Origin of the sequence: Facklamia sp. P13055 (assembly GCF_050409445.1) — a bacterium.
Lineage (GTDB): Bacteria > Bacillota > Bacilli > Lactobacillales > Aerococcaceae > Facklamia.
This window is the reverse complement of the sequence record NZ_JBNUPL010000007.1, coordinates 78,728-92,980: the sequence shown is the minus strand read 5'-3', so window position 1 is coordinate 92,980 and position 14,253 is coordinate 78,728. Positions and strand designations below refer to the sequence as shown.

Sequence of the window (14,253 nt, the reverse complement as noted above, 5' to 3'; positions counted from 1 at the left end):
AATGCGGGACATTCCATCCGCTATCATCGCCAAACTTACCAATGTGTCGATGACTCAGGTAACGTTCAATACCTTCCTCCACATACGCGTGTGATGGTCATTGAGACGCGTAATCTTGAGTTATATGCCAATTATCAAGAGACCTTGTATCCACTCAAGATCGTTCCTGAACATGAACGTTATTCGAAAGAATTCGATACACCGCCTCCTAAAACTAAGCCAAAAGTCATTCCTATCCCGCCTTTATCTCATCCATGGAAAGCAGCCTCTTATCAGCGGTATCTTAAGCAATTGAAGCAGACACATCCAGTATAAAAGAAGAACACTCGAGGAAAAAGTGAGAATTTCTATTCTCATCTTTTTCCTCGAGTTCACCAAGCGAAGCGCGGTAGTTTTATCCCGCAAATTTTTAAAATTTCAGGACATTTTCATTTACGGTTGACAGAAGTTTTTAAATAGCTTTTTCTTGTTTCGGACATTTATTGATTAAGTAAATACAAGCAGCTACTAAAATAACCGTAACCACAAGACCCCCCTCAAATCCAAAGTCTCCACCATTGATCAAACTGGCCTCAGCTTTGGATTTAGTTAGTAATAGTGTACCCGGTAATACCAATCCACTCACTTGGACCCCAAAGACCACACCCATTATAAAATTCCAAAAGGAATGAGCAGCTCCTGTTAACCACATATTATCAGTAATATAGAATAATAAGGAAAAGAAAATACCGGCTAAGGCAATGTTAACTAAGGCTAAAACTGTAACTCCTGGATTGCCATAATGCAACAAACTAAAGAAGATGGAGTTTATCAAAATGGCAAGAGGAACTCCCCAAGCGGCTGCCAAGCCATTCATCAAGTAACCTCTCAAGAGGATTTCTTCAGACATTCCTTGGATCATAAAGCCGACTAATAAGAGGATAAACGCCACTCCATCGGCCTGAGGGTTCATTTGGACAGAGATCGTCCCCATCAAAAGATTAACTAAAAAAATAAAGAACATTAAGGCGGCAGCAATTACGACGCCCATCCCATATTTTTTTAGGAAATTATCTTTATAAAAGCCAAAGGAGTTAAGTCTGCGTCCTTGCAACCATTTAGCCAAAAGGACCGTTGTAATAATAGTAATAATCGTTAAAAATAGTTCTAAATAAACCATTAATGGCTCGTTTAACAGTGCTTGACCTACATCTTCGGTTAAAAAGGAATCACCAAATTTCATATAGATTAATGGACCAATTAAAAAAACTGAAATAAGTGAAGCAAATAGTAAACTAACAAGATTTATAAGCGCAGTAAAAGCAATAACCCTAAATGGTTTTTTGCCTGCTTGTTTCTGCGTCAACTGCATCGATTGATTGAAAGGCCAGTTCATAGTTTTCCTCCTATAAAAATCTAAAAAGTCTTTTGCTTTATTTGATAACGCAAGTAACGTATGTATACGGCTAAGGTCAGAATAAATACAACCGCAATCACAAGATAAAAGAAGTTATGTCTTAATCCAAAGGATGAACGAGGATAATGATGATAGAGTAGCCCTAATTGAAAGATTAAAACAGCCGGCATAATTGCCTGGTTACCATAACGTGCATACAAGTAACTACTTCCGGTTGCAATAGCAAGAATTAAAAGGCAAGCAAGTGCTATCATCCACCCATTATGACTGTTTAATCCTTTACTCACTAAATAGCTATAAAAAATATGGGCCGTCATACTGATCAACCAACCGGTATGAAGACCATTGGGAAGCTTTAATAGCCAACTTGGTTCGTTCAGGGAGCTTTTATATGAAATTAATTTCATAAAAGAAATAATCCGTCTCAAATAGAGCACCATAAGGATGAAGGTAAATAAATATAATTGTTGCGACCATATCAAAAGATAGACTGTATGGTAAAAAGATAATTCAACTAATTTGGGAGCCACTAACAGTGAATAACTCTGATCAAAAGTTGTAAAAGCCTGTCTCCGTTGTCCCGCAAATAAACCAAACGCTTCCCATAGAATAATGATTGGCCAGAGATAAAAAGTGAATTCTACAGGAAGCAAAACATGAGGAACTTCCTCTAAGACTTGGTTCAAGCTGATGGATTCGATAAAACTGGTATCAAAAACCAACTGTAAGCATAAAACCAAGAGATACATCACCATGGCTAAACGAAAATAGAGGATGTGGTGGTCAGTCTTTTGTTTCATGAAACCACCTAATTAAAGATTATCTTTGCGCACTTGCATAAAGTCCAATTCGGCTACTGTTTCACGACCAAACATTTCAATAACTACTTTAAGTTTTTGATTTTCTTCACTGATTTCTTCGATTTCTCCAGTCATTCCTGAGAAAGCGCCATCGATAATTTCAACTAAATCGCCCACTTCAACTTCTAATTGAACTTTCTGAGCAGGCTTATCCCCCAAGATCGCTTCCATTTCCTCAGGTAAAAGAGGGGCCGGCTTAGATCCTGCGCCATGTGAGCCTACAAATCCAGTCACGCCTGGCGTATTACGAACAATAAACCAAGACTCATCAGACATCACCATTTCAACTAACACATAACCTGGGAAGGTCTTTTGAATCTTTGTTTTCTTCTCTCCATCTTGCATTTCGGTTACCTCTTCTTCAGGTACTACCACATTGAAGATAAAGTCTTCCATATTCATACTTTCTGCTCGCATCATAATATTCTCTTTTACTTTATTCTCATAACCAGAATAAGTATGCAAAACGTACCATTCCTTATTAGATTCCATAGTTAAATCTCCTTTAATTAATTTCTTGTAAAATAAAAAACCTACAAGGGTGTAGGTTTTATTTGTATTCTATTATAACATGCTTAAGCAGATAATAAATATTTTTATGATTATGCGCCTAGACTAATTAACCAGTCGATGAAATTGCCAAATACAAAATCTGTTAAAGCAAAGTATAATCCAAAGAAAATAATCATCATAATTACGGTCCAAGTAAATTTATTTACTTGCTTAGCTGTAGGCCAAGTTACTTTTTTCATTTCTTGGGCAATGCCTTTAATGTAACTCATTATATTCCTCTTTTCTATTTGGTTTCTCTATGAATCGTGTGTTTATTACAATTCTTGCAGAATTTCTTAATTTCTAATCGAGTGGTTTGGCCCGCTTGAGTTGGTATCATTTGATAATTACGGTTTCCACATTCACTACAAGCTAGTGACGCTTTCTTTTGAGCCATTTTCCCACCTCCGTCTTTTGTTTAGAATCATTAAGAATGATAAATAGAAATCTTTTAAATGTCAAGCTTAGCTTAGCATTTACTATCTTAATTCAATTTATCTTTAACCTCTTCAACAAATTTTTTACGCCCGGAACTACGGTAGAAATTTTGATAATGATCCGGTTCTTTGCGGTGAAAGTCTTGGTGATAGTCCTCTGCAAGGTAAAATGTTTGGGCTGGACTGATTGGCACAACAATCGGCTTTTTGAAAACTTGTGACGCTTCAAGTTCTGCTTTCGATTGTTCGGCTTCTTCCTTTTGGGCTTGGGTACTATAAAAAATTTCTGGTCGGTAAGAGGAGCCTCGATCACCGAACTGTCCATCTTTATCAGTCGGATCGACTGAAGACCAATAAATTTTTAGAAGTTCTTGATAGCTTATTTTACTAGGATCGTATTCGATTTTGACAGCTTCTGCATGACCCGTTTGTCCTGAGCAGACTTCTTCATAGGTAGGATTCACACTATCTCCACCCGTATAGCCAGAAGCTACAGAGATAACACCATCTCTTTCATCAAATGGATGAACCATGCACCAAAAACAACCTCCTGCAAAAATCGCCGTTTCTTTATTTTCCATAATTTTACCTCCCTTATTTAATTAAATAAATCCGTAAAGAATTTTCGAACAGCATTCCAAGTATTTTCGCCAGTATTTTGGACATTTCGCCAAGTTTTTTCTAAGATATTGGCTTCTTCGATATCTTCTGCTACTTTTACTGGCACATAATTTCCTCTACCGGACTTTAGAATAGGTAGACGATAATCAGCTATATCAACTTGCATTTTCCCTACAACCTTGCCTGCTTTAACAGGCGCTTTAACGTGATAATTGGTCACTTCTTGATTAGCTGTAAATTGATAAACCAGTCGTGGGGCCGTATCAATAATTGGTACCACTAATTGTAAGTTTGATCCATACATTAATTGTAACTTATTAACTTTGCCATTTTCCACTTTAATGGAGTCTAGGTGAGTAGCTAATGCATTTTCTTCAATAACTGTTTCAATGCGGAAGATATTTTGGGCCCTTTCAATCAATTCTCTACTAACTTGATAAAGCTTTTCGTTTTCACTGACACCTAATACCACTACTATTAGACGTAAATCATTCTTTTCTGTCGTTGCAACTAAATTATAACCATCTTCTTCTGATTTACTGGCAGTCAAACCATCAACATTCTCCATAGCATAAAGTGAATTAGCACTTTCAATTAGCAGATTGGGATTGGTCATTTCAAACTCATCGCTCGTATCTTCTTGAAAAAGCTTTTGATAAATCTGACTAGCTTCCATGCATTCAGGGTATTCATTAATCAGATGATAGGCTATGGTAGCAACTGTTTGAGCAGTCATTTTGTTAGTTCGCCCTTGATAAATGCTTTCAGAATCACCCACTTGATAACGATCACTCACTCCAGTCACATTTATTAAATCAAAATCTTCTTCTCCCCATTCATTTAACTGTTCTTTCATTTGCTTAAGTGTTTCTGCTTCGGATCCAGTTAATTCTTCTGCTAAGGCTAAGGCCGCTCCTCTGGCAGCATTTAAACTAACAGCTTCCATTAAATCTTTTAAGGAATAAGACAAGTCTTGTCTTAAAGGAACATTCGGCAAATTATAATCTTGACTCAAAGCGTAAACCTCGTCCGATATCCATACCTCTTGATCACTGTCCAACTGACCTTGATCAATGGCTTGATACACCCTATATAATAAAAGTAATTGACTAAAAGAACCCACTTCAACTAGCTGGTCCACTTCATGCTTATAAAGGATTTGCCCATTGAGGCCGTCTACAATATAGGCCCCCTTTACTTCCTCAAAAACAGGCATCGCGTTTACCAGATTTTCAGCTATACTTTCTTCCGGCAGAGTATCCATTTCTTGCAAGGAAGCCTCATCAGTGGGATTTGAATCTTTCGATGTAGTCACAGCATAACCATCAGTTGATAGAAAGTTATTCATAAGTAATCCTAAGACAAGTATCCTTTTAATACCGTTTATAAGCAATGTTAGGCTCCACTCCTCACTCTTTATGCTCATTTAAAAGTTGCTTTTTCTATTATACCCAACTGAATAAAAAAAGGTAGTTCTCACTTTCCTATTAAAATAAGCTTTTCCTAATTTAGATACAGAGTTATTCAATTGTTAGCAGCTTTTAATTTTACTTGTCTTTTTTAAGTAAAAAATGATAGAAATTAATAAAAAAGTATCAAAGTCTATTGCAGTAGGCTTTGATACTTCAGTTTATCTTTATCTTGAATAGTTTGGTGCTTCCTTGGTGATATTAATGTCATGTGGGTGAGATTCAATCAGTCCTGCACCAGACATTCTTACAAATTGTGCTTCCTCACGCAATTCTTTAAGGTTAGCTGAACCGGTATAACCCATACCAGATCTTAAACCTCCAACCATTTGGAAGATAACATCTTCAACGGCACCTTTATATGCAACACGTCCTTCAATACCTTCAGGAACCATTTTGTTGGCTTCTGATTTTGATTGGAAGTAACGATCACTTGATCCTGAACGCATAGCAGCTAAAGAGCCCATGCCACGATAAGATTTGTATTTTCTACCTTGATAAATTTCCATTTCACCTGGTGATTCATCTGTTCCTGCTAACATAGAGCCGAGCATAGCCGCATGCCCACCCGCTGCAAGCGCCTTAACAATATCACCTGAATACTTAATGCCGCCATCAGCAATAATGGTTTTACCAAATTCTTTTGCTGCTGAAGCACATTCATAGATAGCAGTTAGTTGAGGAACTCCTACTCCGGCTACTACACGAGTTGTACAAATTGAACCAGGTCCGATACCCACTTTTACAATATCAACACCAATTTCAAATAAAGCGCGTGTCGCTTCGGCTGTTGCTACGTTACCAGCAATAATGGTTACATCTGGGTAAGCCTCTCTGATTTCTTTGACTTTACGAATCACGCCTTCAGAATGCCCGTGAGCGGTATCAATTACAATCGCATCAACTTGTTCTTTAATTAAGGCTTCTGCCCTTTCAAATGTATCACTAGTTATTCCAATGGCTGCCGCCACTAATAGTCTACCATGTTGATCTTTAGCAGCTTGAGGATATTGAATGACTTTCTCAATATCTTTTATAGTAATTAGACCTGAAAGACGTCCTTCATCATCTACTAGTGGTAATTTTTCAATCCGATTTTTATAAAGAATCTTTTCAGCTTCTTCTAGTGAAGTGCCAATGGCTGCTGTTACCAGATTCTCATGAGTCATGTGAGAGCCAATATTATCTTGATAATTTTCAATGAAACGCATGTCACGATTTGTAATAATACCTACAAGTGTCAAATCGTCTTCACTTTTTACAATTGGAACACCTGATATGCGGTAATGACTCATTAAATCTTCTGCTTCTTGCAATAGATTCTCAGGAGTTAAATAAAATGGGTCCAAGATAACGCCATTTTCCGAACGTTTTACTTTTCGTACTTCGTTTGCTTGATCTTCAATAGACATATTCTTATGGACAACACCTAATCCTCCCTGTCTGGCTATAGCAATCGCCATGTTCCCATCCGTTACGGTATCCATACTGGCTGATAAGATGGGAATATTTAGTTTTAAATTAGGGGCTAATTGGACTGATAAATCGACATCATTTGGTAATACCTCACTATGAGCTGGAACTAACAAGACATCATCAAATGTGTAACCTTCACGCGCAAATTTTGTTTCCCAAGATGACATTATTTTCCTCCTATATGTTTTTGATTCTCTACAAGCGATTCGACGATAATTTCCAACTAATTTAACATGTTAGTGGGAATGAAACAAGTTTTTTGCAGATGTTAGATTATGAGAAGTATTTAATGTTCGTCTTTTTATCAAACAGCATGCCCTTAAAAGAGTCCACCAACTATTTTCCACTTTCTCTTTAAGTAATAACGTAAGACCAAAGTAATTACACCCAGTATGATATAGCCCATAGGCGGTAAAATTGGGTTAATTACCGGCGGTATAAAGGCTTGACTTAACATAATTAAACCAATCCAAGCCATCATTGCAATTGTAGATGCCATGAAATAGCGCCCATAACCCTTTTGCCCTTTAGGAGCATCCAAGTCTGGTAAGACTTTTGCTGTTCGCATCATCGCATAACCACCGATAGCATAATTGAGGATAACTGTTAGGATACCCATATAGAAATTTTCTTGAACATTTGAACTCCCACTTAAACCAAATACACCCGTTATTAGGGTGAAAATAGCTCCTAACATTAACCCACCATCGACAGCAATTTGCCAATCCGGTGACTTCTCTTTTTCTTCATGCTCTTTTACTGCTTTACTAATAATAATCTGACTAGTTTCACTAGGCGTTCCATAAATATGTTTAGCAGTATGACCATCTTTTTGCCCTTCTAAAAGTGTATCTACCATTTCCAAATAAACTACTTGACAATTTGCTTGTGATATTTGTTCTTCTTTTAAGTAGCGATCAATGTCTAGCATAAATTTTAGATTACGTTTGGTTAACTGGTCCACCTTTTCTTGTGGTACCCCAGTTAATATCGAGCTTTCTTGACTTTCAACTGCCACTTGATTTTCAAGTGGTTGGCTATTTGAGACTTCTTCTACAACTTTTTCTTCTTGCTGATCTTTCATTGAATTTCCTCCTATACATTAAAGCGAAAGAGCATAATGTCTCCATCTTTAACTATATACTCCTTACCTTCTGAGCGATAGAGGCCTTTTTCTTTTACTGCTTGCTCAGAGCCATACTTCACTAAATCATCATAAGCCATGGTCTCTGCACGAATAAATCCGCGTTCAAAATCTGAGTGAATCACACCGGCTGCTTGTGGTGCCTTCATTCCTACTTTAAAAGTCCAAGCTCGAACTTCTTTTTCACCGGCTGTAAAATAAGTTCCCAAACCAAGCAATTTATAAACTGATTGAATTAAGCGGTCAAGACCTGAAGTTTTTAAACCGTAATCTTCTAAGAAACTGGTCTTTTCTTCATCATCTAGTTCTGCAATCTCTTCTTCTAAACGAGCGGAAACAGGAACAACTTCTGCGCCTTGCTGGTCAGCTAATTCACGAACTTTTACTAAGAACGGGTTTCCTTCTGGATTGCTAACTTCTTCTTCACCTATATTGGCAACATAAAGCATTTTCTTACGTGTTAACAAGAACAAGTTATTGACGTAAGGTAATTGTTCATCGTAAAACTCCACACTATTAGCTAATTGGTTGTGTTCCAAAGCCTCTTTTAATTTTAAAAGTACTTCATGCTCAGCAACAGCCTCTTTGTCTTTAGTACGTGCTAACTTTTCAACTTTAGTAATTCGTTTTTCAATGGTTTCTAAATCTGCCAAAATCAGCTCTAAGTTAATGGTTTCAATATCTTCAATCGGATCAACTTTACCTGAAACGTGAGTAATATTAGAGTCTTCAAAACAACGCACAACGTGACAAATGGCATCTACTTGGCGGATATTGGCTAAGAATTTATTACCCAGCCCTTCCCCTTTACTCGCTCCTTTTACTATCCCTGCGATATCGGTGAATTCTATTGTAGTCGGGATGGTTTTTTTTGGTTTGACAAGGCGAGTAATCTCTGTCAAACGTTCATCAGGGACTTCCACAACCCCTACGTTAGGATCAATAGTAGCGAAAGGATAATTTGCCGCTTCCACTCCAGCTTTAGTAATTGCATTAAATAAAGTTGATTTGCCCACATTTGGTAGTCCCACAATTCCTGCTGTTAATGCCATAATTTCACTCTCTTTCTAAAGGTTTACTTCTTGATGTTTTTTAAGAATTTTTTTCATCTTCTTTTCAAAGTCACGGCGTGTCATGGTAACAATATGCTGACAATTTTCACAACGTATACGAATATCCATACCCATTCGTATAATTTGCCAGCGATTAGTTTGACAAGCATGTGGCTTTTTCATTTCTACTATATCGAACTTATCGTAAGCTTTTGGATCCATTTTGACCCTCCTATTTGTCACTATTTAAACTTGAATGTTAAGTAAGTCTAGAATTCTTGTCAAATCTGAATCGTTGACGAATTCTAATTCAATTTTTCCCTTGTTTCCTTTTGAAACAATTTTAGCGGGTGTCCCAAACTTTTCTTCCATTTGATTTTCAATTGCTAACCAAAGTGGTGATTTATTTTCGGTTCGTCCCTTTTTCGTCATTTTTGGTAATGATTGATTATATTTTTGTACTACTTCTTCTAACTGACGCACTGTAAGCTGTTCTTTAACAACTTTTTTAGCTAAATTCTCCATCTGACTCTTATCTTTTAACCCTAAAATGGTGCGTGCTTGGCCCATAGATAGTTTTTCTTCATTTACTAACTGTTTAATTGGATCTGGCAATTGAAGTAAACGAATATAATTGGCTATATAAGGGCGACTTTTCCCAATACGTTCAGCAACTTCTGCTTGCGTTAGTTTTAAACGTTCCATTAGCATATCATATGCTTCTGCTTCTTCTAAAGGACTCAAGTCTTCTCTTTGCAAGTTCTCTATTACAGCAATCTCAATCATTGCTTCTTCATCAAGTTCTCTAACAATTGCTGGAATGGTTGTTTTGCCTGCCAATTTAGAAGCACGTACCCTACGCTCTCCTGCAATAATTTCATATCCTTTAATAGAGGATTTTCTAATAATAATAGGTTGGAAAACACCCGTTTGACGAATCGATTCCGCTAACTCATTCAAAGCATTGAGATCAAAGTGTTTTCTAGGTTGGTAGGGATTTGGACGAATATCTTCTAATTTAATTTCGGTGACCATTTCGTGATCGTTAGGTACTTCTTCATAAGCTGAACTAAAGAGAGCTTCCATTCCACGACCTAGTCCACCTTTTTTTGGTTTATTGGCCATTATTGATCACTTCCTCTGCCAATTCTTTATACATGATGGCTCCTCTAGATTTTGGGTCATAATCAATTACTGACAAACCATAAGATGGAGCCTCTGACAAACGAATGTTTCGTGAAATTACCGTATCATATACTTTCTCTTGGAAGTATTTACGTACTTCATCAACTACTTCATAGCCCAAGTTCGTGCGCGCATCTAGCATAGTTATTAATACACCTTCAATTCTGAATTGAGGATTTAATGACTTTTGAACTAAGCGGATTGTATTTAATAATTGACTTAAACCTTCTAAGGCATAATATTCTGCTTGAACCGGAATCAAAATTGTATCAGATGCTGTAAAGGCATTAATAGATAATTGCCCTAAGGACGGTGGACAATCTACTAAAAGATAATCATAATCTTGCTTTATTGATTCTACAGCTTCTTTTAAGCGAAATTCGCGGTCTTTAAAATTTACTAATTCAATTTCAGCAGCTGCTAAAGAAATAGTTGATGGGATAATATCTAGATTTTCTCTAGAAGTGGTTAAGATACTATCCTGAATAGGTACTCGATCGACCAGCACTTCATATAAGCTATAAGTCACATCGCCTCTTTCAATTCCTAAACCGGAAGTAGCATTTCCTTGAGAATCGGAGTCAATAACCAGTACCTTTTTCCCCATAAAGGCTAATGCTGCACCCAAATTAACAGTTGTGGTTGTTTTACCAACTCCGCCTTTTTGGTTGCCGATTGCAATCATTTTTCCCATATGCTTCCTCCTTTTATTTTATAGGCTGTTTGCTTGGCTTACCTGCTTTACGTGGGTATTTATTGGGAGTATCTAATGTTTTTTCTATTAATAATAGTGTTCTCTCACCTTCATCTTCAGGCAGATAAGTTTGCACCACTTGTTCTAACTTTGCTCCTAATATTTTAATCGCCTTTTCAGCTTCTTTTAATTCCGTATTTGTTTGTTCATGGCTGCCTTTTAAAACTATAAATTTTCCACCTTTTTTTAGTAAAGGAAGACAGTACTCAGCTAAAACATTTAAAGGAGCTACTGCCCGAGCAGTCACTAAATCAAATTGTCCACGATAATTTGAATCTTGGCCCACATCTTCAGCCCTGCCATGGAGAAACTCTATTTGTTCAAGTTTTAAATTGGAACTTAAATCTTTTAAAAACTGAATACGTTTATTTAAAGAATCGATAATCGTCAGTTCAATTTCAGGATGAATAATTTTGATTGGTAAGCTTGGAAAACCTGCACCCGCTCCTACATCACACATCTTCAAATAATAGTTCGCTAAAGGTAAATGCCACAGCGGCATTAAAGAATCATAGAAGTGTTTAAGATAAACTCCTTCTTTATCAGTAATAGCTGTCAGATTAACTTTTTGATTCCATTCAATTAACCACTGATAATAAGTGGAAAACTGTAGTAGTTGATCGGGACTAATTGATAATCCTTGATCTTGCAATTTCTTTTTAAACTGATTTTCTTCCATATAATCCCTCTCATTTTAGTAATTGTGAAACAATGTTTCACAGCAACTTTACTTTACTAAAATAACTACTCAATAGCAACATCTATCCTTCAATAAATTTCGAAAGATAATTAAATTACTTAAATTTATAGTATCTGTTTTTTTCATTTTAAAAAGATCCCTTCTTAATTAGCTTGCTAATTGAGAAGAAGATCTTTATCTTTTTGGTGATTTTTAGCTGACTATTGATGAGATTCAATTTTTGCAATTTTACCCTGTTGAATATAGATTGAAAGAATGGCAATATCAGCCGGATTGACACCTGAAATTCGACTAGCCTGTCCAATGTTAGAAGGTCGAATTAATTTTAATCTTTCTCTTGCTTCAGTTGCTAAGCTATCCACTGCATCGTAATCTAGGTTTTCAGGAATTATTTTTTCTTCCATAGCTTTAACACGATCGACCTTATGGTTAGCTTTATTAATGTAGCCTGCATATTTGATTTGAATTTCAACTTGTTCTCCTACTTGTCGATTAACTTCAGTCGTTAAAATAGGTAAAGCTTTAATCAATTCAAAATATTTAATTTCCGGTCTTTTTAAAAGTTCACTAGCTAAAATTCCATCTTTAAGTGGCGTTGAATTGATTCTTTCAAAATACTCTGTTAAACCCTCTGTACTTGGCTTAATACGAATAGACGCTAAGCGATCAAGTTCTGCTTTTACAGCAGCTTCTTTCGTTTTAAAATGCTGATAACGTGCTTCATCCACCAATCCAATTTTATAGGCTTTTTCTGTCAAACGGAAATCTGCATTATCATGACGTAGTAATAAACGGTATTCAGCCCGAGAAGTTAGCAAACGATAAGGTTCAGTCGTTCCTTTTGTTACAAGGTCATCAATCATAACACCAATGTAGCCTTCTGAACGCGTTATAATAAAAGGGTCTTTGTCAAAAGCCTTATGGCAAGCATTGATTCCTGCAACAATTCCTTGTCCTGCTGCTTCTTCATAACCACTCGTTCCATTCATTTGACCGGCAGTGAATAAGCCAGGTAAATCTCGCACTTCTAAGGATAGCGTTAATTGATGGGGTACCACTACATCATATTCAATAGCATACCCTGCTCGCATCAATTTTGCTTCTTCTAAACCTTCTACTGAATGGAGCATCTCTAGTTGGACATCTTCTGGTAAAGAAGTTGACAAGCCTTGGACATACATTTCTTTAGTATTACGACCTTCAGGTTCGATAAACACTTGATGGCGTGGTTTGTCACTAAAACGAACTATTTTGTCTTCTATTGATGGGCAATACCTAGCCCCTACTCCTTCAACTATTCCCGAAAACATAGGTGCTTTATGCAAATTATTTCTAATTATATTATGCGTTTGACCATTGGTATGTGTCAACCAACAAGATATTTGATCTTGCAAATAATCTTTATCATCTGTCAAATAAGAAAAATGATTCGCTTTAATATCGCCAGGCTGTTCTTCTGTTTTGTCAAAATGGACTGAGTCATAATGCACTCGTGGAGGTGTTCCAGTTTTAAAACGAGTTAATTCAATCCCTAATTCCATTAAATGTTCAGACAGTTTAACAGAAGGTAGGGTGTTATTAGGACCGGAAGAATAGGCTAAATCTCCAATAATAATTTTTCCTCGTGAAGAAGTACCTGCCGTTAGAACTACAGATTTAGCACGATAAATAGCCCCCGAATTGGTAATAATACCGCGACATTGATTTTCTTCAATTAAAAGTCTTTCAACAAGTCCTTGTTTGAGGTCTAAATTATCTGTTTCTTCTAAGACTTGCTTCATTGTATTGGAGTAATGTTGCTTATCAGCTTGAGCTCTGAGTGCTTGAACTGCTGGTCCTTTACCGGTGTTTAAAAGACGCATTTGGATATAAGTCCTATCTATATTACGTCCCATTTCTCCACCCAGTGCATCAATTTCACGTACAACGACCCCCTTAGCAGGTCCACCAATTGATGGATTACATGGCATAAAGGCTACCATTTCTAGATTCATCGTAATTAAAAGTGTTTGAGCACCTAGTCGAGCTGAAGCTAAAGCTGCTTCCGAACCTGCATGCCCGGCTCCTACAACAATTACATCATATTGACCCGCTTCATATGTTTGCATTATATTTCACCTCTGTTTTTCATAAATTCAACCTGATGGTCGATTAAGTCACCCTTTTTATCATAAGCAAATTTAGCCCAAAAATAAGGTTTGTTTTCTAAGACCCATTGTAAAAAGAGATAATCCCCTTCCCAAATTGGTTTGTCCAAGACATCGTCATAATCCACCCACTCTAAAGTCCCTTCGTCACAGTCCTTTAATAGGTCTCCTTCAAAATCTGTCACTCTATAGACAAAAGAATACCAATCTCTATCATCATGGGTAAAATCTGGAAAAGTTATGAAACCTAAGGGGATTAAGCTTTTGGCCCTTAGACCCGTTTCTTCATAAATTTCACGAATTGCACACTCTTGAGGACTTTCTCCTGCTTCAAATTTTCCACCGACGCTAACCCATTTTCCTCCATGGATATCATTTTCTCTTTTATTACGGTGGAGCAATAATAACTGTTTTCCATTATCCAGATAACAAATTGTAGATAATTGTTGCATTATAGCTT

At 36.7% G+C, this 14,253-nt stretch carries 16 protein-coding genes and 1 pseudogene; 1 reads left to right on the top strand and 16 read right to left on the bottom strand.

Annotation, left to right across the window (positions count from 1 at the left end):
- Positions 1 to 315 (top strand): annotated as a pseudogene (locus ACQV2O_RS04420) (ISNCY family transposase); the annotation flags it as partial.
- A 136-nt stretch (positions 316 to 451) separates the two neighbouring features.
- Here the strand turns inward: ACQV2O_RS04420 and ACQV2O_RS04415 are convergent.
- The 16 genes from ACQV2O_RS04415 to ACQV2O_RS04340 all read right to left on the bottom strand — a co-directional run bounded on the left by ACQV2O_RS04415 (position 452) and on the right by ACQV2O_RS04340 (position 14,245).
- Positions 452 to 1,375 (bottom strand): lysostaphin resistance A-like protein, encoded by a 924-nt coding sequence (locus tag ACQV2O_RS04415; protein ID WP_428875086.1) that lies wholly within the window; start codon positions 1,373 to 1,375, stop codon positions 452 to 454.
- Positions 1,376 to 1,395: 20 nt separating this feature from the next.
- Entirely contained in the window at positions 1,396 to 2,196 is an 801-nt protein-coding gene (locus ACQV2O_RS04410) for a hypothetical protein (RefSeq protein ID WP_428875085.1), read from the bottom strand.
- A gap of 12 nt (positions 2,197 to 2,208) precedes the next feature.
- Complete coding sequence (gene nusG / locus ACQV2O_RS04405) at positions 2,209 to 2,748, bottom strand: transcription termination/antitermination protein NusG (RefSeq protein ID WP_428873018.1); 540 nt, start codon at positions 2,746 to 2,748, stop codon at positions 2,209 to 2,211.
- 110 nt (positions 2,749 to 2,858) lie between these two features.
- Positions 2,859 to 3,038: a preprotein translocase subunit SecE gene (secE, locus tag ACQV2O_RS04400; RefSeq protein ID WP_090289890.1), complete on the bottom strand. Its 180-nt coding sequence runs from the start codon at positions 3,036 to 3,038 to the stop codon at positions 2,859 to 2,861.
- Between the two features lie 14 nt (positions 3,039 to 3,052).
- Positions 3,053 to 3,205: a 50S ribosomal protein L33 gene (rpmG, locus tag ACQV2O_RS04395; protein ID WP_258436941.1), complete on the bottom strand. Its 153-nt coding sequence runs from the start codon at positions 3,203 to 3,205 to the stop codon at positions 3,053 to 3,055.
- Positions 3,206 to 3,292: 87 nt separating this feature from the next.
- Entirely contained in the window at positions 3,293 to 3,826 is a 534-nt protein-coding gene (gene msrA, locus ACQV2O_RS04390) for a peptide-methionine (S)-S-oxide reductase MsrA (protein WP_428873020.1), read from the bottom strand.
- Positions 3,827 to 3,843: 17 nt separating this feature from the next.
- Positions 3,844 to 5,214, bottom strand: coding sequence for a D-alanyl-D-alanine carboxypeptidase (locus tag ACQV2O_RS04385; RefSeq protein WP_428875084.1), 1,371 nt, complete (start codon positions 5,212 to 5,214; stop codon positions 3,844 to 3,846).
- A gap of 288 nt (positions 5,215 to 5,502) precedes the next feature.
- Positions 5,503 to 6,978, bottom strand: coding sequence for an IMP dehydrogenase (guaB, locus tag ACQV2O_RS04380; protein WP_428875083.1), 1,476 nt, complete (start codon positions 6,976 to 6,978; stop codon positions 5,503 to 5,505).
- A gap of 152 nt (positions 6,979 to 7,130) precedes the next feature.
- A complete protein-coding gene (locus tag ACQV2O_RS04375; RefSeq protein ID WP_428873025.1) occupies positions 7,131 to 7,895 on the bottom strand; it encodes a DUF1129 domain-containing protein in 765 nt (254 codons plus the stop codon).
- 11 nt (positions 7,896 to 7,906) lie between these two features.
- Positions 7,907 to 9,007 (bottom strand): redox-regulated ATPase YchF, encoded by a 1,101-nt coding sequence (gene ychF / locus ACQV2O_RS04370; RefSeq protein WP_428875082.1) that lies wholly within the window; start codon positions 9,005 to 9,007, stop codon positions 7,907 to 7,909.
- Positions 9,008 to 9,022: 15 nt separating this feature from the next.
- Entirely contained in the window at positions 9,023 to 9,229 is a 207-nt protein-coding gene (locus tag ACQV2O_RS04365; protein ID WP_428873029.1) for a DUF951 domain-containing protein, read from the bottom strand.
- Between the two features lie 24 nt (positions 9,230 to 9,253).
- Positions 9,254 to 10,132 carry a ParB/RepB/Spo0J family partition protein gene (locus ACQV2O_RS04360; RefSeq protein ID WP_428873031.1) on the bottom strand — a complete coding sequence of 293 codons (879 nt, stop codon included), beginning with the start codon at positions 10,130 to 10,132 and terminating at the stop codon, positions 9,254 to 9,256.
- On the bottom strand, positions 10,122 to 10,886 hold the full coding sequence (locus tag ACQV2O_RS04355; protein WP_428873033.1) for a ParA family protein: 765 nt from the start codon (positions 10,884 to 10,886) through the stop codon (positions 10,122 to 10,124). Before ACQV2O_RS04355 ends, ACQV2O_RS04360 begins: the two co-directional genes overlap by 11 nt.
- Positions 10,887 to 10,899: 13 nt before the next feature.
- Positions 10,900 to 11,625, bottom strand: a complete 726-nt coding sequence (rsmG, locus tag ACQV2O_RS04350) for a 16S rRNA (guanine(527)-N(7))-methyltransferase RsmG (protein ID WP_428875081.1) — start codon at positions 11,623 to 11,625, stop codon at positions 10,900 to 10,902.
- A gap of 221 nt (positions 11,626 to 11,846) precedes the next feature.
- The gene (mnmG, locus tag ACQV2O_RS04345; protein ID WP_428875080.1) at positions 11,847 to 13,754 is read right to left on the bottom strand and encodes a tRNA uridine-5-carboxymethylaminomethyl(34) synthesis enzyme MnmG; all 1,908 of its coding nucleotides are present in this window, start codon (positions 13,752 to 13,754) and stop codon (positions 11,847 to 11,849) included.
- Positions 13,754 to 14,245, bottom strand: coding sequence for an NUDIX hydrolase (locus tag ACQV2O_RS04340; RefSeq protein ID WP_428873037.1), 492 nt, complete (start codon positions 14,243 to 14,245; stop codon positions 13,754 to 13,756). The genes mnmG and ACQV2O_RS04340 overlap by 1 nt, the downstream gene beginning before the upstream one ends.
- Positions 14,246 to 14,253 lie beyond the last annotated feature (8 nt).